The organism is Paraburkholderia sp. SECH4, assembly GCF_030511745.1.
Taxonomy (GTDB): Bacteria; Pseudomonadota; Gammaproteobacteria; order Burkholderiales; family Burkholderiaceae; genus Paraburkholderia; species Paraburkholderia madseniana.
Map to the genome: position 1 here is coordinate 36,359 of NZ_JALOCP010000041.1, position 24,988 is coordinate 61,346.

Annotated in this window: 20 protein-coding genes and 2 pseudogenes; 14 read left to right on the plus strand and 8 right to left on the minus strand. The window is 60.1% G+C overall.

Annotated features, from left to right (window positions below; all coding sequences use genetic code 11):
- The first annotated feature begins 44 nt into the window (after positions 1 to 44).
- The 10 genes and pseudogenes from M0D67_RS35010 to M0D67_RS35055 form a co-directional block, all read left to right on the plus strand.
- Positions 45 to 1,049, plus strand: a complete 1,005-nt coding sequence (locus M0D67_RS35010; RefSeq protein WP_266241593.1) for a substrate-binding domain-containing protein — start codon at positions 45 to 47, stop codon at positions 1,047 to 1,049.
- 15 nt (positions 1,050 to 1,064) lie between these two features.
- A complete protein-coding gene (locus tag M0D67_RS35015) occupies positions 1,065 to 1,835 on the plus strand; it encodes a GolD/DthD family dehydrogenase (RefSeq protein WP_266241595.1) in 771 nt (256 codons plus the stop codon).
- Between the two features lie 26 nt (positions 1,836 to 1,861).
- Entirely contained in the window at positions 1,862 to 2,869 is a 1,008-nt protein-coding gene (locus M0D67_RS35020) for a dihydroxyacetone kinase subunit DhaK (RefSeq protein WP_266241597.1), read from the plus strand.
- Positions 2,866 to 3,537 carry a dihydroxyacetone kinase subunit DhaL gene (dhaL, locus tag M0D67_RS35025; protein WP_266241598.1) on the plus strand — a complete coding sequence of 224 codons (672 nt, stop codon included), beginning with the start codon at positions 2,866 to 2,868 and terminating at the stop codon, positions 3,535 to 3,537. Before M0D67_RS35020 ends, dhaL begins: the two co-directional genes overlap by 4 nt.
- 99 nt (positions 3,538 to 3,636) lie before the next feature.
- Positions 3,637 to 5,673: a transketolase gene (tkt, locus tag M0D67_RS35030; RefSeq protein ID WP_266241600.1), complete on the plus strand. Its 2,037-nt coding sequence runs from the start codon at positions 3,637 to 3,639 to the stop codon at positions 5,671 to 5,673.
- A gap of 132 nt (positions 5,674 to 5,805) precedes the next feature.
- Entirely contained in the window at positions 5,806 to 6,858 is a 1,053-nt protein-coding gene (fba, locus tag M0D67_RS35035) for a class II fructose-bisphosphate aldolase (RefSeq protein WP_266241602.1), read from the plus strand.
- Between the two features lie 66 nt (positions 6,859 to 6,924).
- Entirely contained in the window at positions 6,925 to 8,373 is a 1,449-nt protein-coding gene (gene zwf / locus M0D67_RS35040) for a glucose-6-phosphate dehydrogenase (protein WP_266241604.1), read from the plus strand.
- Positions 8,374 to 8,466: 93 nt separating this feature from the next.
- Positions 8,467 to 9,474, plus strand: a pseudogene (locus M0D67_RS35045) (class 1 fructose-bisphosphatase); the annotation flags it as partial.
- 15 nt (positions 9,475 to 9,489) lie between these two features.
- Positions 9,490 to 11,094, plus strand: a complete 1,605-nt coding sequence (gene pgi, locus M0D67_RS35050) for a glucose-6-phosphate isomerase (RefSeq protein WP_266241634.1) — start codon at positions 9,490 to 9,492, stop codon at positions 11,092 to 11,094.
- Between the two features lie 261 nt (positions 11,095 to 11,355).
- Positions 11,356 to 11,535: pseudogene (locus M0D67_RS35055) on the plus strand (methyl-accepting chemotaxis protein); the annotation flags it as partial.
- A 276-nt stretch (positions 11,536 to 11,811) separates the two neighbouring features.
- On the opposite strand, the gene M0D67_RS35060 reads toward M0D67_RS35055, so the two are convergent.
- The 3 genes from M0D67_RS35060 to M0D67_RS35070 all read right to left on the minus strand — a co-directional run bounded on the left by M0D67_RS35060 (position 11,812) and on the right by M0D67_RS35070 (position 15,108).
- Positions 11,812 to 12,261: a 6,7-dimethyl-8-ribityllumazine synthase gene (locus M0D67_RS35060; protein ID WP_266241606.1), complete on the minus strand. Its 450-nt coding sequence runs from the start codon at positions 12,259 to 12,261 to the stop codon at positions 11,812 to 11,814.
- A gap of 26 nt (positions 12,262 to 12,287) precedes the next feature.
- A complete protein-coding gene (locus M0D67_RS35065) occupies positions 12,288 to 13,430 on the minus strand; it encodes an alkene reductase (RefSeq protein ID WP_266241608.1) in 1,143 nt (380 codons plus the stop codon).
- Positions 13,431 to 13,659: 229 nt separating this feature from the next.
- Entirely contained in the window at positions 13,660 to 15,108 is a 1,449-nt protein-coding gene (locus tag M0D67_RS35070) for an aldehyde dehydrogenase family protein (RefSeq protein ID WP_266241610.1), read from the minus strand.
- Between the two features lie 232 nt (positions 15,109 to 15,340).
- Between M0D67_RS35070 and M0D67_RS35075 the strand changes: the two genes are divergently transcribed.
- Both M0D67_RS35075 and M0D67_RS35080 read left to right on the plus strand, forming a co-directional pair.
- A complete protein-coding gene (locus tag M0D67_RS35075) occupies positions 15,341 to 16,015 on the plus strand; it encodes a peroxiredoxin-like family protein (RefSeq protein WP_154562573.1) in 675 nt (224 codons plus the stop codon).
- A 90-nt stretch (positions 16,016 to 16,105) separates the two neighbouring features.
- On the plus strand, positions 16,106 to 16,828 hold the full coding sequence (locus M0D67_RS35080; protein WP_266241612.1) for an SDR family oxidoreductase: 723 nt from the start codon (positions 16,106 to 16,108) through the stop codon (positions 16,826 to 16,828).
- Here the strand turns inward: M0D67_RS35080 and M0D67_RS35085 are convergent.
- Entirely contained in the window at positions 16,777 to 17,709 is a 933-nt protein-coding gene (locus tag M0D67_RS35085) for a LysR family transcriptional regulator (RefSeq protein WP_266241614.1), read from the minus strand. The two genes, M0D67_RS35080 and M0D67_RS35085, sit on opposite strands and share 52 nt — an antisense overlap.
- Positions 17,710 to 18,140: 431 nt before the next feature.
- Between M0D67_RS35085 and M0D67_RS35090 the strand changes: the two genes are divergently transcribed.
- A complete protein-coding gene (locus tag M0D67_RS35090) occupies positions 18,141 to 19,244 on the plus strand; it encodes an alkene reductase (RefSeq protein ID WP_266241616.1) in 1,104 nt (367 codons plus the stop codon).
- A gap of 220 nt (positions 19,245 to 19,464) precedes the next feature.
- Here M0D67_RS35090 and M0D67_RS35095 read toward each other — a convergent pair whose 3' ends face one another.
- From M0D67_RS35095 to M0D67_RS35110, 4 genes are all read right to left on the minus strand, one after another.
- Positions 19,465 to 20,022: a membrane integrity-associated transporter subunit PqiC gene (locus M0D67_RS35095; protein WP_154562569.1), complete on the minus strand. Its 558-nt coding sequence runs from the start codon at positions 20,020 to 20,022 to the stop codon at positions 19,465 to 19,467.
- A 26-nt stretch (positions 20,023 to 20,048) separates the two neighbouring features.
- Positions 20,049 to 21,593 (minus strand): intermembrane transport protein PqiB, encoded by a 1,545-nt coding sequence (locus tag M0D67_RS35100; RefSeq protein WP_266241636.1) that lies wholly within the window; start codon positions 21,591 to 21,593, stop codon positions 20,049 to 20,051.
- 76 nt (positions 21,594 to 21,669) lie between these two features.
- Positions 21,670 to 22,947: a paraquat-inducible protein A gene (locus M0D67_RS35105; protein WP_266241618.1), complete on the minus strand. Its 1,278-nt coding sequence runs from the start codon at positions 22,945 to 22,947 to the stop codon at positions 21,670 to 21,672.
- Between the two features lie 451 nt (positions 22,948 to 23,398).
- On the minus strand, positions 23,399 to 23,995 hold the full coding sequence (locus M0D67_RS35110) for a TetR/AcrR family transcriptional regulator (RefSeq protein ID WP_154562545.1): 597 nt from the start codon (positions 23,993 to 23,995) through the stop codon (positions 23,399 to 23,401).
- 295 nt (positions 23,996 to 24,290) lie between these two features.
- Here M0D67_RS35110 and M0D67_RS35115 point away from each other — a divergent pair, with 295 nt between their 5' ends.
- Positions 24,291 to 24,953 carry a DUF3313 domain-containing protein gene (locus M0D67_RS35115; protein ID WP_154562543.1) on the plus strand — a complete coding sequence of 221 codons (663 nt, stop codon included), beginning with the start codon at positions 24,291 to 24,293 and terminating at the stop codon, positions 24,951 to 24,953.
- Positions 24,954 to 24,988 lie beyond the last annotated feature (35 nt).

The window sequence follows — 24,988 nt, forward strand, 5'->3', positions numbered from 1 at the left end:
GTCAACCTCAAAAGAAACAATCCGGAACTATTCAGGAGACTTCGATGATTTCGTGGAAAAAAACCTTGCTGGCCTGCGCAGTGATGGGCCTCACCTGCACTGTCGCGCAGGCGGCCAAACCCATCCGTATTGGCGCAGCGGTGTATGGGCTCAAGGGTGAGTTCATGCAGATGTGGACCAACGCACTTAAGGCTCAGCCCGCGGTCAAGGACGGTACGGTGCAGATCACGGTATTCGACGGCAACTATGACGCGCTCACCCAGAGCAATCAGTTCGACACGATGATCACGCAGAAATACGACGCGATCATTTTCGTGCCGATCGACAAGGCAGCGGGTGCCGCCGCCGTGGCCAAAGCCGCCGCGGCGCATATTCCGGTCATTGGATCGAATACCCTGGTGTCCGGCGACAAACTCACGTCCTATGTTGGTAGTAACGACGTGATTGCAGGACAAATGGAAGCCGGGGCGATCGTCAAGGCGATCGGCGGCAAGGGCAATGTGGTCATCCTCGAGGGGCCGATCGGCCAGTCCGCGCAGATCGATCGTTCGAAGGGTATTCAGGACGTGCTGTCGAAAAATCCGGACGTGAAGGTGCTCGAGCATAAGACGGCGAACTGGTCGCGTGCCGAGTCGCTGGCGCTGGTCGAGAATTGGCTGACCGCGCATCCGGGGCAGATCAGCGGCATCATTGCGGAGAACGATGACATGGCGCTCGGCGCAATCCAGGCGCTGAAATCGAAGGGTATCGATCCGAAGAAAGTTCCGGTTGCCGGTATTGACGGAATTGTCGACGGCATCGCCGCAGTCAAGCGCGGCGAAATGACGACCTTCTTCCAGGACTCGCAGGCGCAGGCGCAAGGCGCACTGGACGTTGCGCTGCGTACGGTCATCGGTTCGTCTTACAAACCGCGCTCGGACGTCTGGGCGGGATACGGCGCGAAGATGCCTTGGGACGACGGTACGGCGAAGTCCTACGCGGTGCCTTGGACGCAGGTCACGCCGGCCAACGCCCAGGACATTCTCAACAAGATTCCCAAGAGTAATTAATCAAGGAGTGGAGCGATGTCGGTCAATTCAACGACCCCTTTTGATATCACGGACCGCGTCGCGGTCGTGACCGGCGCGGCAAGCGGTATCGGGTTTGCCGTTGCCGAGTGCCTTGCTGCCGCGGGTGCGCGCGTTGCGCTGCTCGATATCAACCCGGCCGTCGAGGCCGTGGCCCGGACGCTTCCTGGCGGCCCGGAGAGGCACGTGGGTATCGCGGCGGATATCACGGTCGCCGGGATATCGGATGCCCTGGTGCGGCGCGTGACCGAGACATTGGGTCCCGTCGACATCCTGGTCAACAATGCCGGCGTCGCTCTGCTTGAGAACGCGGAAGCACTGTCAGAGGAAGCCTGGGACAGGACGATGACAATCAACCTCAAAGCCCCGTTTCTCCTGGCGCAAGCCGTCGGCAAGCAGATGCTGAGCCGTGGTGGTCCCGGCCGGATTGTGAATCTGGCTTCTCAGGCGAGTGTCGTCGCACTGGAGCGCCATGTGGCGTACTGCGCGAGCAAGGCGGCAATCGTCGGCATGACCAAGGTGCTCGCGCTCGAATGGGCAAAGCACGGCATTACGGTCAACGCCGTTTCGCCCACGGTCGTGGATACCGAACTGGGCAGGAAAGCCTGGGCGGGTGCGGTGGGCGAAGCGATGAAGGCTAAAATTCCCGCAGGGCGATTCGCACGCCCCGACGAAATCGCCGCGTTGATTCTGTATCTGGTCAGCGATGCCGCCGCGATGGTCAACGGCGAGAATATCGTGATTGATGGCGGCTACACCGCCCAGTAACAATACTCAAGATGTAAAGGAACGGTATGAATCGCGTCATTAACAATCCTGATCTCGTTGTCGAGGACATGCTTCGCGGCATCCTCGCGGCACACCCGGAGCTGCGCGCCGCACCGGAGAATCCTCGCGTTGTCTCGCATGCCCATGCTCGCCAGAAGGACCGTGTGGGTATTGTGACCGGCGGGGGATCAGGACACGAACCGGCTTTTATCGGCTATGTCGGGCGCAACCTGGTGGACGCCGTGGCCATCGGCGAAATCTTTTCGTCGCCGACTGCGAAATCATTCTTTGAAGCTTTCAAGGCGGCCGATAGCGGCGCGGGCGTAGCGTGCCTTTACGGCAACTACGCAGGCGACAATATGAACGTGAAGATGGCAATCAAGCTGGCCGAGCGCGAAGGTATTCGCGTGCGCACGGTCGTCGCAAACGACGATGCCGCGTCGGCGCCGAAAGACGAGATCGAAAAACGGCGCGGCGTTGCCGGTGAAATCGTGATGTGGAAGGTAGGGGGGGCACGGGCCGCTCAGGGCGCCACGCTCGATGAAGTGATCGCCAGTGCGCGCAAAGCGGTGGACTCGACGCGCTCGATCGGTGTCGGCCTGTCCGCCTGTACGATCCCCGCGGTCGGCAAGGCGAACTTCGTCATTAAAGATGGCGAAATGGAAGTCGGCATCGGCCATCATGGCGAACCCGGAATCCTGGTCCAGCCCACCGTTCCCGCGAGAGACATGGCGAGGCTGATGCTCGACAAGCTGTTGCCGGATTTGCCTTTTGCCAGAGGCGACAGGGTATCGGTGCTGTTGTCCGGTCTCGGCGCGACGCCGGTGATGGAGCAATACATCCTGTACGGAGAGGTTGCCGAGTATCTGCGTGAAGCGGGAATCGACATCCAGTTCTCGTTCGTCGGCAATCTGTTTACGTCGCTGGAAATGATGGGGGTTACGCTGACGTTGACGAAACTCGACGACGAACTGAGCGCGTGCCTCGCGCATCCATGTCAAAGCATCGGACTCAATGTGGGAGACGCACGATGACTGAAATCGTTAAATTGGCCGACGCCGGCGGTGTGGTCGTCGATCTGGTTCGAACCATCAATGCGAATCGCCAGTATCTGAGCGAAGTCGACGGCGCGATTGGTGATGGCGACCATGGCATCAACATGAGCAAGGGCTTTAGCCAGTGTGGGGAGCATCTTGCGGCACGCGGATCGGCACCGTCGCTCCAGGTGGCTCTCGCTGATCTGTCCTCGGCACTCATGGACGGCATCGGCGGTTCAATGGGACCGCTCTACGGGACGTTCTTTCTCAGCATGAGCGACACGTTCGCGGACCACGCCGAACTCGACAAATCCCTTTTCTATCAGGCACTTGTTGCCGGTATCGATTCTGTCCAGGAGATCGGCGATGCGAAGGTCGGCGACAAGACGCTGATCGACACGCTTGCTCCCGCGCGGATGGCGTATGGGGTGGCGTTGGAAGAGGGCAAGAGCTTCCGGGAGTGTATCGATGCGATGGTGGTTGCCGCGGAAGCCGGGATGAATTCGACCCGCGAGCTGCGCGCCCGTATCGGCCGGGCAGCCCGTTTGGGCGACCGTTCGATTGGTGTCCTGGACGCCGGCGCATGTTCCTGCTTTCTGATCCTGCGCAGCATGGGTGAATCGATCACGCATCTGCTGGATAGTACGGCGGTGCCTGCCGCCTGAGGTCGTAACAGTACCCGAAGACAGGATGCCGGAGCCTCGTCGAGAAAAACGCGCGGGGCTTCAATATATTAATTTAGGTATACGAAACAGTGGTGATTCATGGATCATGCTAATCCGACCCGGACAGAACTTGCCAACGCAGTTCGGTTTCTGGCAATCGACGCCGTCCAGGCTGCCAATTCTGGACACCCCGGCATGCCGATGGGAATGGCGGATATCGCCGAAGTACTGTGGCGCAAGTACCTGAAGCATGATCCGGCAAGTCCGGATTGGGTCAACCGGGATCGCTTCGTGCTGTCAAACGGTCACGGGTCGATGCTGCTCTATGCCGCGTTGCATCTGAGCGGCTACGGTCTGTCGATAGACGATCTGAAGGGTTTCCGGAAGTGGCAGTCGATTACGCCCGGGCACCCGGAACGCGGTCTGACGCCAGGGGTCGAGACGACTACCGGCCCGTTAGGACAGGGTCTTGCCAATGCCGTCGGCATGGCGTTGGCTGAACGGCTGTTGGCCGCTGAATTCAACGAACCGGGTTTCGACATTGTCGATCACCACACCTATGTGTTTCTCGGCGACGGCTGCCTCATGGAAGGCGTCTCGCATGAGGCGTGCTCGCTCGCCGGCACCTGGCAGCTCGGCAAACTGATTGCGTTCTATGACGACAACGGCATTTCGATAGATGGCCATGTCGAGGGCTGGTTCACCGACCAGACCCCGATGCGCTTCCGTGCGTACGGCTGGCATGTCGTCGAGGGTGTCGACGGACATGATCCGCTGTCGATCGAGCGGGCGATCGAGGCAGGGCGAGCGGAACGTGACCGGCCGACGTTGATCTGCTGCAAGACGGTGATCGGACATGGTTCGCCGAATCGGGCCGGCACGCACGACGTGCATGGCGCTCCACTTGGCGCCGCTGAAATCGCGGCCACGCGGGAGCATCTTGGCTGGCATCACGCGCCGTTCGATATTCCCGGGCCGGTTCGCGACGCATGGGATGCGCGAGCGGCGGGCCGTGAGAGCAACATGGCCTGGCGCACGTTGTTCGAAGCCTATCGCACCCGCTTTCCGGAAAAGGCCGGCTACTTCGAGTCCCGCATGCACGGCAGCCGCCGCGAACGATCCGCCGAGGCGATCGAAAGCCTGCTGGAGGGCGGTGACTGGTTCGAGCAGAAGATGGCGACTCGCAAGGCGTCGCAGAAATGCCTGGAGTTGCTGGTTGGTCGATTGCCTGAACTTCTGGGCGGTTCGGCAGACCTGGCGCCGTCGAATCTCACCATGGTGCCGGCTTCGCGTGCGCTCATGTCCGACAGCGCGAACGGGCCTGGAAACTATATCCACTACGGCGTTCGCGAGTTCGGCATGGTCGCGATCATGAATGGCGCTGCGCTCCATGGTGGTTTCCTTCCGTATGGCGGGACCTTCCTGGTGTTTTCCGACTACGCGAAGAATGCGCTTCGTATGGCGGCGTTGATGCATCTGCAATGTATTTACGTTTTCACCCACGATTCGATTGGTCTCGGCGAGGACGGGCCTACCCATCAGCCGATCGAGCACGCGGCAATGCTGCGCCAGATTCCGGGGATGAACGTGTGGCGTCCGGCAGACGCGGTCGAAACGGCATATGCGTGGGCGGCAGCATTGGAAACAACCGATGCGCCGACTGCGCTGCTGCTTTCGCGCCAGAATCTGCCGCCGCTTTCCCGTACCGCGCAGGCGAAGGCACAGATCCGGCAAGGCGGTTATGTGCTCTCGGAGGCTGTCGGCGGACCGGCGGACATCATTCTGATTGCGACGGGTTCCGAGGTGGAACTCGCGCTCAAAGCGCAGACGGCGCTCGCCGATCAAGGGATTGCCGCAAGGGTTGTGTCGATGCCGTCAACCACGATCTTCGATAGTCAACCGCTTGCGTACCAGCTTTCCGTTTTGCCGCCCAAGATCCGGCGCGTGGCCATTGAAGCGGCGGCCGGCGATTTCTGGCGGAAGTACGTCGGGTTGAGCGGCGCTGTGATCGGGTTGTCGCACTTTGGCGAGTCGGCTCCGGCTGAGACGTTGTACGAAGAGTTCGGTATTACGGTGGATGCGATCGTCGACGCCGTGAACCGCACGCTCGAAGTGGAACAAGGGGTGGTTGACTAGTTTCGTCTTCGTTGCGTCGCCGCGTCGTGCCCAAAAGTGCCGGAATCGCCGACACCGGCGCGATGTCGTGATCATTCTCGATATCAATTTAACGACGTTCGCCGCACGGCGACATTACTTCCTGGAAATGACATGGCGCTGATCTCATTGCGGCAGTTGCTGGACCATGCGGCGGAGCACGCGTATGGCGTGCCGGCATTCAACGTCAATAACCTCGAGCAGGTTCAGGCAATCATGCAGGCGGCCGCTGACTGCGATAGTCCGGTCATCATGCAGGCCTCCGCCGGCGCGCGGAAATACGCAGGCGAAGCGTTTCTGCGTCACCTCGTCGAGGCGGCGATCGAGACTTATCCCGACATCCCGGTCGTGATGCATCAGGACCACGGGGCGTCGCCGGCTGTTTGCCAGGCCGCGATCCGCAGCGGATTCAGCAGCGTGATGATGGACGGTTCACTCATGCCGGACATGAAAACCGTTGCGAGCTACGACTACAACGTCGAGGTGACGCGCACTGTGGTGGAGATGGCGCATGCCGTCGGGGTGTCGGTCGAGGGTGAGCTCGGATGTCTGGGTTCGCTCGAATCGGGAATGGCAGGGGAGGAGGATGGCTCGGGTGCCGAAGGCGTATTGACCCACGACATGCTGCTGACCGACCCCGAGCAGGCCGTCGACTTCGTGCAGCGTACCGGGGTCGACGCGTTGGCAATTGCTATCGGCACATCGCACGGTGCCTATAAATTCTCCCGCAAACCGTCGGGCGACATTCTTGCGATCGACAGGATCAGGGAAATTCATCGCCGCCTGCCCAATACTCATCTGGTGATGCACGGATCGAGTTCCGTGCCTCAGGAATGGCTCGAGATCATTCGTGAATTCGGCGGCGAAATCCGCGAAACGTACGGTGTTCCGGTGGAAGAGATCTGCGAGGGCATTCGCCATGGTGTACGCAAGATCAACATCGATACGGACATTCGCCTCGCGATGACCGGTGCAATACGGCGCTCACTTGCACAGCGTCCTTCCGAGTTCGACGTGCGTCGATTCTTCACGGACGCACTCGGCGCGGCCCGGGATCTGTGCTGTTCCCGCTTCGAGGCATTCGGCAGTGCCGGACAGGCGCACAAGATCAAGCCGGTTGCGCTGTCGGCGATGGCAGGGCGCTATGACCGCGTGCACTGCGCGTAATGGATTGCGCTGGCACGAGCGCGCGACAGGTCACATGGCCCCAGGAATCCCGTCGGAGTCAGATCGATGAAAGTACAGATATTGGTTATTTTTGGCGGCACGGGAGATCTTGCCATGCGCAAGCTTCTACCCGCGTTGTATCAGAACCACCGGGAGGGCGCGCTTCCGGACGGCATGCGCATCGTCGGCGTCGGACGGGAGGGGCTGGAGCGGAACAGCTACCTCGATAAGGTACGCGATGCCTTGCGTCAGTTCCTGCCCGCGACCGACTTCGACGACGCACAGTGGAGCACCTTCTCAGCTCGCCTCGAATTCGTTCAACTGGACGCGCGAGTGTCTGCGGACTACGCACGGCTCGCCGCAATGTTGCGATGGCAGGAGAGCCGGGGGCACATCTTCTACCTTGCCACGCCGTCGGAACTGTTTATTCCGATATGCACTGAACTGAATCGGGCAGAGCTGGTCTCCGCGACATCGAAGGTCGTTCTGGAAAAGCCGCTGGGCCATGATTTGCCCTCCGCTCAACGGATCAACCGCGAGGTCGGGGCGATATTTCGCGAGCAGCAGATATACCGGATCGATCACTACCTCGGTAAGGAGACTGTTCAAAACCTGTTTGCGTTGCGCTTTGGCAATGGGATGTTCGAACGTCTCTGGAATCGCGACGGGATTCGTGATGTCCAGATCACGATTGCCGAGCAGGTGGGCGTTGAGGGGCGCGGTGCGTTTTACGAGCGCACCGGCGCAATGCGGGACATGGTCCAGAATCATCTGTTGCAGTTGCTGTGCATACTCGCCATGGAGCCGCCGCTGAGTCTCGAAGCGGATGCCGTACGCGACGAGAAACTCAAGGTCCTTCGCTCGCTCAAGCCACTCAGCGCGGTCGATGTGGCACGGCAGACCGTACGTGGTCAGTACACGGCCGGCGAGATGCATGGCGCGCCGGTTGCCGGCTACCTGGACGAGCCGGACATTCGTGCCGATAGCCGGACGGAGACATTCGTCGCGCTGAAAGTGGAGCTGAATAACTGGCGCTGGGCAGGCGTGCCCTTCTACCTGTACACCGGCAAACGCCTGCAGAGTCGAGTCGCGGAGATCGTCGTCAATTTCAGGGATGTGCCGCACTCGGTTTTCGGCTCTCCCGGCACGGACAGCCAGGGCAACCGCCTCGTCATCCGGTTGCAGCCGGACGAGAGCCTGAAACTGTACCTGATGACCAAGGCGCCGGGTGATGAGATGACGGTCAGACCGGTGAGTTTGAACCTCGAGTTTTCTTCGGCATTCTCGACGAGACGAAGGGATGCCTACGAGCGGCTCCTGCTCGACGTGATCCGCGGCAGACTCACACTTTTCATGCGAGGCGACGAACTCGACGCCGCATGGCAATGGGTCGATCCTGTCATCGACGCTTGGCGCGAGCAGGATCCTCCCGAGCCGTATGTTGCGGGAGGCGCGGGTCCCGATGCAGCCCTCGCGCTGCTCGGGCAAGGTAGCGCCGCGCCATGTGATGCGTAAGCGTCCACCATTGCTGTATGCATGTCGACGGAGTCTCTCTCAACCCGTTGATTCCAATCGATCGCCAGATAGTTTCTGCCAAGCAGACCGAACATGACTCACATAGCAAGCACCCAGTACATTACGCTGTCCTCATTTCTCGCGAAAGCAGCACTTGACGAACGAGTCCCGGCAGGACTGGTTACGCTGATCGAATCTGTTGCCGACGCATGCTCCTCCATCGCAACCGCTGTTGAGCGAGGCGTATTCGACGGCGCATCCGGAATTGCACATTCCGAGAATGTTCATGGAGAGGCGCAAAAGAAGCTCGACGTCGTTTCTAACGACATTATGATCAGTACGGTCGAGTCGATTAGTTGTCTGCGCGGACTGGCGTCTGAAGAGCTCGAGTCGGTTCAGGTGAGCGGGCATGAGCATGCCACGGATACCCCCGAATATCTGCTGCTTTTCGATCCGCTCGATGGATCCTCCAATCTTGAGATTAACGGCATTGTCGGAAGTATCTTTTCCGTGCTGGCTGCTCCGGTGTCTGATGCCGTTCTCGACGAGCGTCATTTTCTTCAGCCGGGCGTGAAGCAGGTCTGCGCGGGGTACGCGATCTACGGTGCAACGACGATGTTCGTGCTGACCACGGGGTATGGCGTCGACGGTTTCACGTTCGATAGGGAGTCGGCATCGTTCGTGCTGACCCACCCACAGCTTCAGATCCCGGAAAATACCTGCGAATTCGCGATCAACATGTCCAACGAGCGCTATTGGGAAGAACCTGTGCGCCGCTATGTCCGCGAGTGTGTGGCAGGTGCTTCGGGGCCGCGGCAAACGAATTTCAACATGCGTTGGATAGCGTCCATGGTCGCGGAGGTCCATCGAATCCTGATGCGTGGAGGCGTTTTCCTCTATCCGCGAGACAACAAGAACCCCCAGCTTGCTGGACGGTTGCGGCTGACCTATGAGGCCAATCCGATGTCGTTCATCGTCGAACAGGCTGGCGGGATGAGTACGACGGGCGAGATGCGGATCATGGAAGTCCAGCCTGACCATGTCCATCAGCGCGTTCCCGTCATCCTCGGGTCAAGGCTGGAAGTGGAGCGCCTGATCCGATACCACGATGAGGTCGTGGCCGCATGGTCCTCGCTGCAAACGCATTACGAGAAGATTCGCGATGCGCACATGCGCGACTGGTTCGCCCCCGAGAACGATCCCGCCCCTACCCGTGCTGAGCGCTTTGCGTTCGCGGGCGGCGGTCTCGCGGCCGATTTTTCGAAGAACCGCATCACCGACGAAACCCTGAAACTGCTGGTGCAACTCGCGCGCGAAGCCGGCGTCGAGAAGCGCCGCGACGCGATGTTCGCGGGCGAAGTCGTCAACCCGACCGAAGGTCGCGCCGCATTGCACACCGCGCTGCGCGCCACTGATCCGAAGGCGCCATTCCATGCGGAAATCCTGGCCGAACGCGCCAGGATGGCCGCGTTCGCCGACAAGGTCCGCAGCGGCGAGTGGACCGGCTACACCGGCAAGCGGATTCGCTACGTCGTGAACATCGGCATCGGCGGCTCGGACCTCGGGCCGAAGATGGTCGTGCACGCGCTGCATCATCTGGCCACGCCGGAGATCACCACGCACTTCGTGTCGAACGTGGACGGCGCGGATCTGTACAACGTGATGCAGATGATCGATCCCGAAGAGACGCTTGCGATCATCGTCTCCAAGACCTTCACGACGCTCGAAACGATGACCAATGCGCGCTCGCTGCGCGACTGGTTCATCGAGAAAGGCTGCCCGGAGAGTGCGCTGGCGAAGCACTTCGTCGGCGTGTCGGCAAACCCGGCTGAAGTGGTCAGGTTCGGCATCGCGAAAGAGAATGTGTTCGAGATGTGGGACTGGGTCGGTGGGCGTTATTCGCTGTGGTCGGCAGTGGGTCTGTCGATCATGATCGCGATCGGGCCGAAACAGTTCGACGAACTGCTGGCCGGCGCCAACGAGATGGACCAGCATTTCCGCGACGCACCGCTCGAAAAGAATCTGCCGGTGCTGCTCGGCATGATCGGCATCTGGTATCGCAACTTCTTCGGCTCGCAAAGCTATCTGGTCGCGCCATATTCGGAAGCGCTGCATTTCCTGCCGTCGTATCTGCAACAGCTCGAAATGGAGAGCAACGGCAAGTCGGCGCGTCTCGATGGCGCAATGGTCGACTATCCGACCGCCGCCGTGACCTGGGGCGAACCGGGCACGAACGGTCAGCATGCGTTTTTCCAGATGCTGCATCAGGGCCCGACGATCGTGCCGATCGACTTCATCGCCGTGTTGACGCCGGAGCATCCGCTCGTCAGTCATCATCCGAAGCTGCTGGCGAACTGTTTCGCGCAAAGCGAAGCGCTGATGCTCGGCCGCACGCTCGAAGAAGCGAAGAAGGTTGCCGGTGCGGACAAGCCGGAACTGGCGCCGCATCTGGTGTTTCCGGGCAACCGTCCGACGAGCACGCTGCTGGTCGATGCACTCACCGCGCGTTCGCTCGGCGCATTGATCGCGCTGTACGAGCATAAGGTGCTGGTGCAGGCATCGGTATGGGACATCAACCCGTTCGATCAATGGGGCGTCGAATTGGGCAAGATCCTCGGCAAGGTGGTCGAGGCGGATTTGACGTCGGCAAGCGTCGATGAGAAGAAGCATGACTCGTCGACTTCGGCGTTGATCGCGCGGGCGCGTGCCAGATTGCGCTAATGGAAACGCTCCGTTGATCACGGTGGATAGCTGCTTGTTTTCCGTCTGCGCTCGCCAGTGTTATGGCACTTATGCAGCAGAGAAGATGCGACGAAAATAATTAATCCGCGTTCCGTCCGGTTGGGGCTGTCCGGGACACGGCCATCTGTAGTGTTGTGACCGGAGAATAAGTCATGAATTCTAATAAAATGACCCTGCGCGGCAAGCTCACGGTGGCGTTCGGATTGCTTGTCTTGCTGGTGCTTCTGGTGTCCGGACTGGATCAGCGCCGCGACCGACGAGCAGTCGAGAGGGATCGAGCAGGTGAATCGCGCGGTAGGTCAAATGGACTCGATCACGCAGCAGAACGCTGCCTTGGTTGAAGAAGCGGCCGCCGCGTCGAGGTCCCTCGAGGACCAGGGCCGCCAGTTGATCGACGCGGTGACGATCTTCCGCCTTGACGGTGCGCTTCACGGTCAGCCGATGCAGGCTCGAGCGGCCCCGCCACCCAAGGCTCCGGTCGTAAGGGCACAAGAGCGTCAAACCTCTGCAGCGAGGGCGGCCGTGCCGGTGCCGGCAACGGCTCACTCGCGGACCGAAGGCTGGAAACGTTCTGACTGCCAAATGCGGCGACCGCTCGCATGCGCTCGCCGTTCGCTTTCTCCCTCAGGCCGCTTGCGCCGCCGGCGCGCACTCGCGCGAGTTGCGCATTGCAGCGATCGTTTCCACTGTCTGGATTCAGGCGCGAGCGACCTCGGCGCCTTTCACTTCGAAGTGTGCGAGGAAGAAATTCGTGTGCTCCTCCGAACTGTGGAAGTGATGCGGTGTCAACACGGCGGACAGGACCGGTGTTCCGGTTTCCAGTTGCACCTGCATCAGTCCGGAGATGACTGCCTGACCCACGAATTCGTGGCGATAGATCCCGCCATCAACAACCAGCCCGGCGCAAACCACCGCCGCGTACTTGCCGCTCTGCGCAAGAATTTTAGCGTGCAGCGGGATTTCGAATGCTCCGGCAACTTCGAAGAAATCGCAGTCCGATTCGGCATAACCAGCCTGAGCAAGTTCCGCGACGAACGAGGTTCGACAATGATCGACGATGTCTTTATGCCAGCAGGCCTGGACGAAGGCGATGCGCTGGGAGCGCGATGAAGATGATGTGTGAGTAGTGGCGTGAGAATTTAACATAGCGTGCTGTGCCGGTGAATGGTCGCTTATGGAGTAAGCGCACTTTCTTCCGCCGTCATGGCGGTGCCGCTCCAGTTCGGGTAATCGCCGTATCCGCGTTCGGTGCCGCCGAACAGCGTACTTCCGTCGAAGCTGGCAAGCGGCAGACCCTCGGCCAGGCGGCGAGGAAAGTCGGGGTTCGCGACGAACGGGCGGCCGAAGGCGACCAGGTCCGCATAGCCGTGCGACAGAACCCACTCGGCGCGGGTCGAGTCGTACTTGCCGGCAACAATGACTGGGCGCGTAAAACGTTCGCGGATGGCCTTGCGGAATGCTTCGGTGAACTGAGGGGCATCGTCCCAGTCGGCTTCGACGAGATGCAGATAGGCAATGCCACGCGCCTGCAGAAACTCGGCTGCTTCGAGAATCGTCGGCAGGATGTCCGGGCAGTCCATGCCGCGGGCGGTCAGGAACGGCGCGAGACGGATGGCGGTGTGCTCCGCGCCGACTTCCTCGGCCACGGCGTTGACCACATCCTTCAGAAAGCGCAGCCGGTTTTCACGCGAGCCGGCGTATTCGTCGGTGCGTGTGTTGGAGGTCGTGCGCAGGAACTGGTCGACCAGATAACCGTTCGCGCAGTGAATCTCCACGCCGTCGAAGCCCGCGTCCACCGCGTTGCGCGCCGCGCGGCGGAAGTCGGCCACGACATCCCGAATTTCCTCGACGGACAACGCACGTGGGGTCGGACACGCGACCATAGCGCCTATGCCCGTTGCCGCGTCCACTTTCCAGATCTGACCGTTGAAGGGAATGGCGGACGGTGCGACAGGCAGTTCGCCGTCGTGGAAGTCCGGATGGGACATACGCCCGACGTGCCACAGTTGCAGGAATATCCGGCCGCCGGCGGCGTGAACCGCATCGGTGACGAGACGCCATCCCGCGACCTGCGCGGCGCTATAAATGCCCGGCGTGAACGAATAGCCCTTGCCCTGCGGAGAAATCTGCGTGGCCTCGGTGACGATCAATGCGGCCGATGCGCGCTGCGCGTAGTAGCGCGCCATCATCGCATTGGGCACGTCGCCCGGCTGCGTGCTGCGCGAGCGTGTCATCGGCGCCATGACGACCCGGTGCGGGAGCTGGAACTGTGAAACAACGGTCGGCGTGAAGAGTGACGAAGCGGTGGATGTCATGGTGGAAATCTCTGGGGGCGTGAGGTAATGAAGAGTCGCGGATTGAAGAAGTGAGCCCATTGTGTACACGCGAACCAATTTTGATAATTGGCCTATCTTTTGAAGGATTTTCAAAAAATATGGGAATATCGTGGAAAGGCTCGCCGATATCCGGCTCTTCGTTGAGGCAGCAAACCCTGGCGGTCTTTCCGCTGCCGGCGCACGCCGGGTTTGCAGCCGCCGGTTTCTGTTACGCGCGGTGGAAGACCTGAAGGATCTGCTTGTACTCGAGGAAATCGTCGATGCCGGCGAGCCCGCCGAGCCGGCCCTGGCCGCTGTTCTTGAAGCCGCCTTCCTCGAATTCGACCTGCATGCCCGCCCACTCGTTGATGCAAATGTGGCCGGCGTCGAGCTGACGCGCCACGCGGATCGGCCGGTCCGCGTCCCGCGTCCAGATGCAAGCGCTCAGGCCATACTCGCTATCGTTGGCGAGTGCGATGGCTTCGTCTTCCGTGTCGAACACCTGAAGCGTCTGAACCGGACCGAACACTTCGTCGCGCGAGATGGCGAGACCCGACGCGGGCACTTCCAGCAGCGTGGGGCGGTAAAAGGCGCCCGCCGCGAGTGGCCCTTCGACAATCGGGCCGCCTCGCACGACGGCCGTCGCACCTTCCGCCAGCGCGGCCGCGACCATCCGGTCGACCCGCTCGACCGACGCGCGGTCGATGAGCGGCCCCATCTGGCTTGATGCATCGGCGGATGCACCGGGCTGCACAGCGGCGAGTCGTTCCGCCAGCAGGTTCTTGAACTGCTCCGCGACTCCGCGCTGAACCAGAATGCGGCTGCCCGTCACGCAGAACTGACCTGCGAACACGGTGGACGATGCCGCGATGGTCGGCACCGCCTGTGCGAGATCCGCGTCGTCGAAAACCAGATGCGGCGTCTTTCCGCCAAGTTCGAGTCCGACCCGCTTGAAGCGGGCGGCGGCCGCCGTGGCGATTGCACGTCCGGTTGAGGTGCTGCCCGTGAAGTTGATGACCGGGACATCGAGTGAGTCGACGAGGAACTTCGCGCCGTCCGCACCGCTTTCGACGAACAGATTGATTGCCCCTCGGGGAATTTCCGGCACGCTCGCGAGTATCTCGGCCGAGAGCTGCGCGGTCTGTGCCGCCTGGGCCGGCAGCTTGACGACTGCGGTGCAGCCTGCCGCGAGCGCGGGTGCCAGCGCGCGGACCAGCAGATAGGCCGGCGAATTCCATGGCACGATCAGCCCCGCCACGCCCACGGGCTGGCGGAGCACCATCGACTGCGTTCCGGGGCGCGGCTCCGAGACCCGCCCAAATGTATGGAGCGCGAGGCCGGACGCAAACCGTAGCGCGCGCACGATCTGCATGGCTTCAAAGCCGGCTTCGACCTTGGGCTTGCCGTTTTCGATTGAGAGGCAGTCGATGATGTCCTGGGCACGTTGCTCGTAGGCATCGGCGAGATGGCTCAGAGCGCTCGCGCGCTTCATCGGATCGACTTTCCAGTCGGTCTCGAGAAAGGTCCTACGGGCGGCCGCGACGGCGCGCTTCGCTTCGTCGAGTCCGCCGTCGAAATACGATGCGAATGCCTGGCCGGTTGCCGGGTCGATGCTTTCCCGGGGCGTGCCGGTTTCCAGCCATTCGCCGTCTATCCAGTGTGTTGCCTGTCGTTCCACGAAAAGTCCTGTTGCTAGGTTGTGAGTCGACTGAGGCTATCTTCGTCCCGGCAATGCGATAAGCGGGTCATGGGAAAAAACAGTTTCAATCAGCGGTGGGAAGCGCACCGGCGCCTCCCATGCCCAGCAGGAATGACAGTTATGCAATCGCGCTGTCTTCTCCGGCGGTTTGCATTGACGGACTATCCCTCCCACGCAATGTGCGTTGAACATCATCAGGAAGGAGATAGTCATGTCACTTCAAGCCAGGCTCGATGCATTCAAGGCCGATTTCAAAGGCGGTAAAGCCCCATTCTTTGCACCGCCGGAAATCCATCCGGTCATGGAACGTGCGACGGCCGAACTCGTGGCGTCCGGCCAGGCCGCACGCGCGCTCAAAGCAGGCGACCTAGCACCGGAATTTACCCTCAATGATCCGGAGGGCAAACCCGTGTCGTCTGTCGAGCTGCTGAAGCAGGGGCCGCTCGTAATCAGCTTCTACCGCGGCGTATGGTGCCCGTATTGCAATCTTGAACTGACGGCCCTGGAAGAAGCGCTGCCGTCGTTCAAGGCCGAAGGTGCAAGTCTGGTTGCGATCTCCCCGCAGAATGCCGTGAACAGCCGCAAATCGGTCCGCACTAACAAGCTGAACTTCCCGATCCTGAGCGACACGCACAATGATGTGGCCGCCGCATTCGGCATCCGCTTTGCTTTGCCCGACTATCTCGTGGATCTGTACAAGAACCTCAAGAACGATCTGCCGGCGTTCAACGGAGACGACAGTTGGACGTTGCCGATGCCGGCGCGCTACGTGGTCGGGCAAGACGGAACGATCCTGTACTCGGAAGTCAACCCTGACTATACGCACCGTCCGGAGCCCCAGGATATGTTGCCGGTTCTCCGCAAGAAGGTCGCTTCGGCGTCCTGATTCGGTCCTGATTCGGTCCTGTTTCGTTCCCGGCCGTGAACCGTCGGGAACGATTGGACAGGCAAGCTGGTACATCAACATCGAGGCAATATGAAATCACGCACTTTTCTTGTAACCGGTGCCAGCAAAGGCATCGGCAGAGCCGTCGCAGCGCGGCTGAACGCAGACGGGCACCGGGTTGTGGGACTGGCACGCCAGGCAGACGACCCTGGCTTCCCAGGAACGCTCGTGCCTGTCGACCTGTCCGACCGCGTGAAAACGCAGGCTGTGCTCGATAGGCTTGTGGCGGAATACAAGTTCGACGGCCTGGTCAATAACGTTGGGCTGGTCAAACCGCAGAGGCTGGGCGCCATCGATCTGGACACGCTCGACTCCGTCATGTCGGTCAATCTGCATCCGGCTGTACAGGCGGCGCAAGCACTCCTGCCCAATATGAGCGCCCAAGGCTGGGGGCGAATCGTCAACATAACGAGCCTCACTGTCCTTGGCATCGTGGAGCGCACGGCTTATGCCGCCGCCAAGTCCGCCCTGGTGAGTTTTTCGCGCTCCTGGGCGCTTGAGCTGGCGACCACTGGCATCACAGTCAATTCCGTCGCACCCGGTCCCACGGAAACCGAACTGTTTAGAGCCAACAACGCGCCAGGAAGCGAAGGGGAGCAGCGCTATCTCGCCGCCGTCCCAATGAAACGCTTCGGCAAGCCAGACGAGATTGCTGCAGCCATCACTTTCCTGCTGTCCGATGACGCTGCTTTCATTACGGGTCAAACGTTGTTTGTCGATGGCGGCGCTTCGATTGGCAAGGCGTCAATCTGAGGGCCGAATATCTCCTCAATCCAGGCAACGAAAGCGCGTGCCTTTGCACTGACCATGCGCCCACTGGGAAAAACTGCCCACAGGTCGATACCCGGCAATTCCCAGTCGGGCAGCACGCGTTTGACGGCACCACTTGCGAGTTCCGGCGTGAACATCCATTCCGAAGCGATCGCGACGCCCATGTCGGCGAGCACGGCCGCGCGCACGCCTTCCGCGGCGTTCACGCGGACGCGCCCGGCGACGACAATTGACGTTTCCGAATTGCCTTGCTTGAACGACCACACGCTTCCGCCGCCGCCCTGCTCATACACGATCGCCTGATGCGATAGCAGATCCGCAGGGACCCGCGGTTCGCCGGCTTTTGCGAACCACGCTGGCGTGCCGACGACGCAACGCCGACCGTGACCGACCTTGCGTGCAGTCATGTTCGAGTCGCCAAGCACCCCCATCCTGAGTGCAACGTCGATGCCGCGCTCCAGCAGATCGATGTTTTCATCGTCGAGCACAATGTCGATGTTGAGTTCAGGGTGTCGATCAAGAAATGTCTGAAGCCGCGGAAGGATGTGAATTCGCGCAAAGGTCACCGCTGCTGAAATCCTGAGACGACCCGAGAGGGCGCCAGCCGATCCTCTTGCCGCAACCTCCGCTTCGTCCGCCTCTTCGATCGCCCGCTTTGCGCGCTCGTAAAATGCGTGGCCTGCTTCGGTCGGCGTCAGCCCGCGCGTCGAGCGAAGCAGCAGTCGAACCGCGAGCCGCTCTTCGAGTTGCGCGATGGACTTGGAAACGGCGGGCTGCCCCACGTTCAGTAACCGCGCTGCCGCCGAAAAAGAGCCGGACTCCACCACACACACAAACGTCTCCATCGCTGTTAGTCGGTCCACGGTCGTCCCTCCTGGAACGGATGTCTGGGGCTCGAGCGTCGCACCGTCAAACACGCGCGACGAAACCTGCTTGCCGGAAGATACACCACCGCGCCACGTTGTTTTCCGTAGCGTCGGCATAACACTCATGCCGCACAGGCATACGGTAACGCGTTCTTATCCTCAGCGACTTCCCTTGCGCCATCAGATGTTCACCGACCGGGATGAAGTCCTGCCGATATGCCCCAAGGGAATGAGTGTTATGCAGTCGCGCTGCCTACCCTGGCCCGTTCAATTCAACGACGATGTTTCTGTGTCCGGCGAACCGCTACCAGGAACTCGTCTGACAGCAAATCGCCGTTGTGGCTCGCCCGACAGTTGCAAGAGCCATCGAACGTGTTACCGCACTCGTACCGCAAGCCGGTGCTAACTGATCCGCAAGGAGTAACTCCATGAGCAAGCTGTTTTCAGCCGTCAAAGTGGGCCCCTACACGCTTTCCCATCGCGTCGCGATGGCGCCATTGACACGCATGCGTTCGGAGCCCGGCGACGTGCCGGGCGATCTGATGGTTGAGTACTACACGCAGCGCGCAACCGAAGGTGGTCTCATCGTCACTGAGGCAACCCCCGTTTCGGTACAAGGCTACGGCTATGCAATGGCCCCGGGAATCTACTCCGACGATCAGATTGCAGGGTGGCGCCGGATCACGGATGCCGTGCACGCCAAAGGCGCTCGCATCTTCCTGCAGTTGTGGCATGTTGGCCGTCAGTCTCACCCCGATCTTCAGCCTGGTGGTGTGGCGCCCGTCGCTCCGTCTGCGCTGAGAGCTGAAGGCCATGCGTATTCGGTGAACGGCGAAGTCGAATTCTCGATGCCCCGTGCACTTGAGTTGCACGAAATCCCCGCCATTATCGAGGACTTCCGCAGAGGTGCCGAGCGGGCACTGCGCGCGGGCTTCGACGGTGTCGAGCTGCACGGCGCAAACGGCTACTTGCCGGACCAGTTTCTCCAGGACGGTTCGAATGCTCGCACCGACGAGTACGGTGGACCGATTGAAAATCGCGCCCGCTTCTTCCTCGAAGTGACGGACGCACTGATTTCGGTGTGGGGAGCGGATCGGGTTGGCGTGCGCATTGCACCGAGCGGCACCTATGGCTCGATGTATGACAGCGATCCGGAAACCACCTTCGGTTACGTGACGGAGCAGTTGGACAAGCGTGGCATCGGCTATCTCCACGTGGTCGAGCCGCGCATCAAGGGCACGGAGACGATCGGCGAAGTTCACGATCCGGTCGCGGCGCGCCATCTGCGGCCGAAGTTCACCGGCACGCTAATCGCTGCAGGCGGTTTCACGAAAGAGACTGCGGACGCGATCATCGAAGCGGGCCACGCGGACATCGTAGCGTTTGGCCGCCACTTCATCGCCAACCCCGATCTGCCGGAGCGCCTGCGGTTGAATCTGCCACTCAACCAGTACGACCGTAGTACTTTTTATGGTGGCGACGCACGCGGTTACACCGACTATCCGTTCCATGCTGAAACGCAGGCGGCGTAATTCTGCACCTCACCATCCAGACCAGGAAGGGCGGATTCCGGTATTTGACTCCCTTCACGCAAGTACGGCCTGAACGACGCAGCGACCGGTGCTAACGTAGTGCCGGTCGCTGCGCTATCCACTTCGGCATGGCAGGGCGACGGGTTCCAATCTACCTTGTGATCTTCATAAAGAACTAGCGAGCGTATTCTCCTGACGCGAAAGCGCGCACCTGGCGCTTTCATAACCGCAAAGCCGATTGCGTCGCCGCAGCGATATCCTTCGCCACGGACAACAGAGCTCGGCTGTGCGCTTTGACCAAGCCGTCGTAACCTGACCCGACAGCGGTCTCATGGACGAAAGAACGTCCTGCAATCTGCTTTCCTCCGTTTGGAGGACGCACCGACCAGATAACGGCCAGCATCACCGTACCGTCCGCCGATGAATCGAAGTTCTGCACGTCAACCGTTACGCGGTAGGCGTTGTCATTCGCGCGCTGAGGAAAAGTCGATACGATCGCCCCTGGAATGATCTCCGCCAGATCCGCAGCGAGTACGCGGGGAATCTGACTCTTCAATGGATCGGCCCAGCGCGCAAACTCGTCGATACGGACGCGGTTCGCGTCGAGCTTCGTGACTATTTGCGAACGATCGACCAGTTCGGGAACCGTAACCAGATCTATTGCGATTGCAATTGGACTAGCGCCTGGCGACTGTTCAATATGCTGGACAGGGCTCAATGTGTAGAACGCCGGCGTCGGCGACGTTGCGCATCCAGTGGCAAGAACAAGCGCAATCATCGACACAGGTAATGCTGAACGTCGGCTCATGGCTTGTCCTCGGTTTTGCCGCGGATCAGCGCTTCGGGATGACGTTCGAGGTATTCCGCAAGCGAACGGATCGAGGCGGCAGCCCGCGAGACCTCGCGCATGGTGTCGGCGGTGCTTTGCTGAAGTGGCGAATCGCTTTGCATCGTGCGATTCACGGACGCGAGTGCTTCACGGGCTGCGGCCATCGTCGTTTTTGCGTCAGGTGCAATATCCGTATTGATCGTATTCAACAGCGTGTCCGCGTCACCCAGTGTCTTGCGCAAGTCTGTGGCTATTCCTTCAAACGGAATACGGTTCAGCTTCGCGACGAGATCGGTAATCGATTCCTGAAGCCCCTGCAGATTGCCTGGCACCGTAGGCAGTTGCGGCGTCTTTTTACTCCAGTCCATGGTCACTTTCGGCGCGGAGGGGAAGAAATCGATTGCGATGTACAGTTGTCCGGTCAGCAGGCTCGCTGTCCTCAGTTGTGCCCGCAGCCCCTTTGAGATCAGGTAGTCCGCGAATTCCTTTCGAGCCGAGGATATTTGACCACCTTGGTCTTTCCATTCGTCGCGTGGAATGAGGCGCTCCGGGAAAATGTTGACTTCGACCGGAATGCTGAATTCCCGCGTAGCCGGATCGAAGTGTGTGTTGATCGCCGATACCTCGCCGATGACGATCCCGCGGAAGTCGATGGGTGCTCCCACGGTGAGCCCACGCACAGACTCCTTGAAGTTCAACACGTACTTATCGGTGATTGAGTCATGCCGCTTCATCGCTTCTGTTCGATTGAGGAAAAGCGGGTACTGGTGCAGGGCATCGGCTTCAACCCCAGTCTTTGTGTCGGGTGGACTCTCGAATGCAAGGCCACCAATCAGAATCGATACCAATGATTCGGTGTCCACCTTCACGCCGGTCGTATCCACGGTCACATCGACGCCGCTTGCATGCCAGAAGCGGGTGTCGTTCGTCACGTACTTGTCGTAAGGCGCGTTGACAAAGACGTGTACGATCATCCCCGCGCCTTCGGGATCGAGCGCGTAGGAGACGATCTGGCCAACCTGAAGCCTTCTGAAAAACACCGGCGAACCGATATCGAGTGAGCCGAGGTTTTCACTTTTAAGCACGAACTCCCGCCCCGGCGCACCGGAAGCGAGTACTGGCGGTGACTCGAGTCCGACGAAATCGCGTCGCGCCTTTTGCGATGTACCGATATCCATTCCGACGTGGGAACCAGACAACAATGTACCGATGCCCGATACCGTGCCGCCCGATATACGCGGCCGAACGACCCAGAAGCGGGTATCGTCGACAAGCATGCTGGACGCGTTGCGGGACATTTCTGCGCTTGCAAGCACCGTCTTGTGATCGTCGGAGAGTTCAACGTTCCTGATTACGCCAACATCGACGTTCTTGAACTTGATCTTCGTCTTGCCGGCCTCAATACCTTCGCCAGTGGAAAACCTGATCGTGATGGTCGGGCCTGTTTGCATGACGGACTTCACGGCCAGCCAACCAGCGATCAGCACGGCGACAATGGGCACCAGCCACACGAGTTGCATGCGCCACTTCGAATGTTTGACAGCAACGGCGCTCGGAAAACCGGATGTATCCTGATCCTCTTTCTGTCCGGACAATTCATTCACGTTCTGACTCCACTGCGTCCCAGATGAGCCGCGGGTCGAACGACAACGCCGCGAACATGGTCAGTACAACCACCGCGCCGAAGGCAATCGATCCGGAACCCGCGTCGATTGTTGCGATCGAACCGAATTGCACGAACGCGACAAGGATGGTGATCACGTAGATATCGAGCATCGACCAGCGACCGACAAACTCAATCAATCGATAAATACGCGTGCGTTGGTGAGGAATTCGCGGAGAGCGCAACTGGGTACTCCACGCGAGATAGGCTAACGAAAGAATCTTGAGCACGGGCACCACGATGCTTGCGATGAAAACGATTATTGCCAGCAACCACGATCCGGAGGTCCAGAGCAACACGATGCCGCTCAGGATCGTGTCGGAGCGGGCGCCAAATAAGGTACTGGTGACCATGACCGGCAGGAGAATGGCGGGGATGTAAAGGATCATCGCGGCGAACAGGAATGCCCACGTGCGACCCAGACTATTGGGCTTGCGCGAGTGCAGCACCGCGCCACAACGTGGGCAGATTCCGGCGTGGACATGGGGGAACAGCGGCTTTGAGAGCAGGCCGCAATCGTGACAGGCGAACAGACCTGCGCGCGCGGCGGTTGCTGCCGTGATGCTTGCATTCTGCGCGTGTGACATGTCGGCGTCGCCTCGCATCGTGTCGATTCGGGCCCATAGTTCACGGGGGTTAAACGCAACAGTCGCCGCGGCAAGCAGAATCATCACGGCTCCGAACGCCCACGCACCCACCCCGGGTACGACTGTCGCGATGTGCTGGAGTTTGACGAGCGCGATCAGCATGCCGACCATCAACACCTCGATCATTCCCCATGGCGCAACGTGCCGCAGCACGCGAAGAACGATTTCAGGTTTGTGAGGAAATCTGCCCGTATGCAACGGCAGGAGAAGATAGATCACCGCTGCGATGTTCAATGAAGGCATCAGGAGTGTTGTCACGAACACAAGGCCTGCGATCGGCCACATGCCATCTGCGTAAAGCGCGGAAGTGGCGCCGAAAAGGGTGGTTTCGACAGATGCCCCATTGACCCAGAGTTCAAAGATCGGAAAGCGGTTGGCAACAGCGAAGAGAATCGCCGCGGCCAAGGTGAACGCCAGTGCCCACTCGTGCGACGTCGGCACGTTTCGGTATCGGTAGAGCGCAGCACCACATCGTTGACATCGCGCAGCACCGCGCTCAACTAGCGGCGTTTCTCGCTGAAGGAAGTCACATTCGTGACATGCGAACAAGTTGTCTCTATTCATCTTCTGCATCCGCTCGTGGAAACACGATCCAGAAACGCCCCAAGCTGACTTTCGGGGTGAGGGTCGTAAGGGAGTAGACATCGGCTAACTCGACGGGGCTGGGCCCGATTGGCCGTTGCCTTCACACGTGTCTTTCTGGGAGGTCCCAGAGCTGACGATTCAGGTGAGGGCTCAGCTTAGCACTGCAAATACTACATGTAAACCGGATAGACGGTTTGTATTATGCGGGCAGTGTCACTGCAACCAGGGCAATGCGCACGCGTTCGAAGTGTTGTGCTCGCGACGCAACGGGTCGAGGCGATCCACGACCTGGGGCGTGTGAAAACGCCACCGATCACCTAACCGAGAGGTGATTGGTACGCGGTCACGCTGTATTGAACGGCGCGTTCGGCGCAGCGTGGCTAATCAGTCAACGCTCGCCGATCACGCGTTCCCTGCGCGCCAGCGGCGGTTAGCGGGCTGACCGCTTACGAGGCTTGGGTTGTGGAATCTGCGCCGGCCAGCTCTCTTCGTCAAGAAGACGATCGAATAGTCTGTTCCGTGCCGAATTGCTCAATTGCGACAGTCCCATCAAGGAATGAAATGCGAGACCGCTGGCCGCAAAGTATCGCAACAATGACAATTCGAGGTCAGGCGCCTCGTCCTGCAACGCCTTCATTTTTGCCGTGTCAGACGCCTTGATGCTTTCGAGTAATTCAGGACTCTCGACGAGCGCTGCAAGAATGGCCCGTGCCACGGAATGCGGTTGATTCGAGGATTCCCGATACATTGCAATCTGGGCTGCAAGCGTTGGTTCAGCCTTCGATGCGCCTTCCTTCGCCATATATTCGCGTCCGATTTGCTCGAACTGAATCTGATGCTGTTCCAACAGCGCGCACAGCACGCCGTGCTTCGTGCGGAACTGATGAAGCAGTCCACCCTTGCTGATACCACTCTCACGCGACAGCGAATCGAACGTAAGCCCTCCAACACCATCTCGGGTGAGGATGGTGAAAGCGGCAGCAATCGCCTTTTTGCGGGAAATCTCCGAGCGGGTCTGGTTATCCATTATCGATATTGATGACGTTGCGACGATTGCAGCGCGCACCTGATCGCTGGCGCGCCTCTCTTCTGTGTGTGGACAAATAGCCGGCTGCAACACACTGCTGGCGAATGGCCCTGCGTACCGCCCACGGAGCAGGCGGTCTCCTGACAAAGCGTAATTGTACGCGCTCGGTTTTTTAATGTACAGACCGTCTGGACGGTTTACATCTTATTGTGTCGATGCTACTGTGGCGGCCTGATCAGTTCTCGCCTGAACTGAGCGCCACCTGGCACTTAACTGGGCTTTCGAGGAAACCTAAATGTTCAAGAACAAACTAGTCCCGCTTCTTTTCACCGGAGTAGCGGTGCTAACCCTGACGGCGTGTGCCGGCGTGCAACCGGTGGCCTACACGGGTATCGCATCGTCGTCGCAGTTGAAGCAGAACCGCGATGACGACTCAGGCAAGGTTCCCTACAAGTACGCCACTTCAGTTGCCTGGCCTCAATACACGCAGGTGATACTGGACCCGGTCACCGTGTACCAAGGGAGCGACAACCAGTTCGGCGACCTGAAGGAAGCCGACAAGGCGGCGCTCGCCGATTACATGGGGAAGACGTTCTCCGAAAAACTCGCGAAACGGTTCAGCGTTGCGAACCAGGCCGGCCCGAATACGCTGCGGATCAAGCTGACACTCACCGGCGCCGAAAAGACGACGTTACTTGTCGGACAGGTCATGCATTTCGACCTTGCGGGCAATCTCTATAACGGCGTACAGGCAATCCGCGGCGGGCAGGGTGCATTCAGCGGCTCGGTTACTTACTCAGTCGAGGTCTTTGACGGTCCCAGCGGCCGTCTGCTGAAGGCATACGTTTCGAAGCAGTATCCGAATGCCATGAATCTGCCGGCAGCCTTTGGTTCCTTGAGTGCCGCGAAGACCGGCCTCGACAAGGGCGCTGATGCCCTCGTGGAACAGCTTCATTAACCGGTCTGTCTGCTACCCGGGCATCGCGCGCGGTT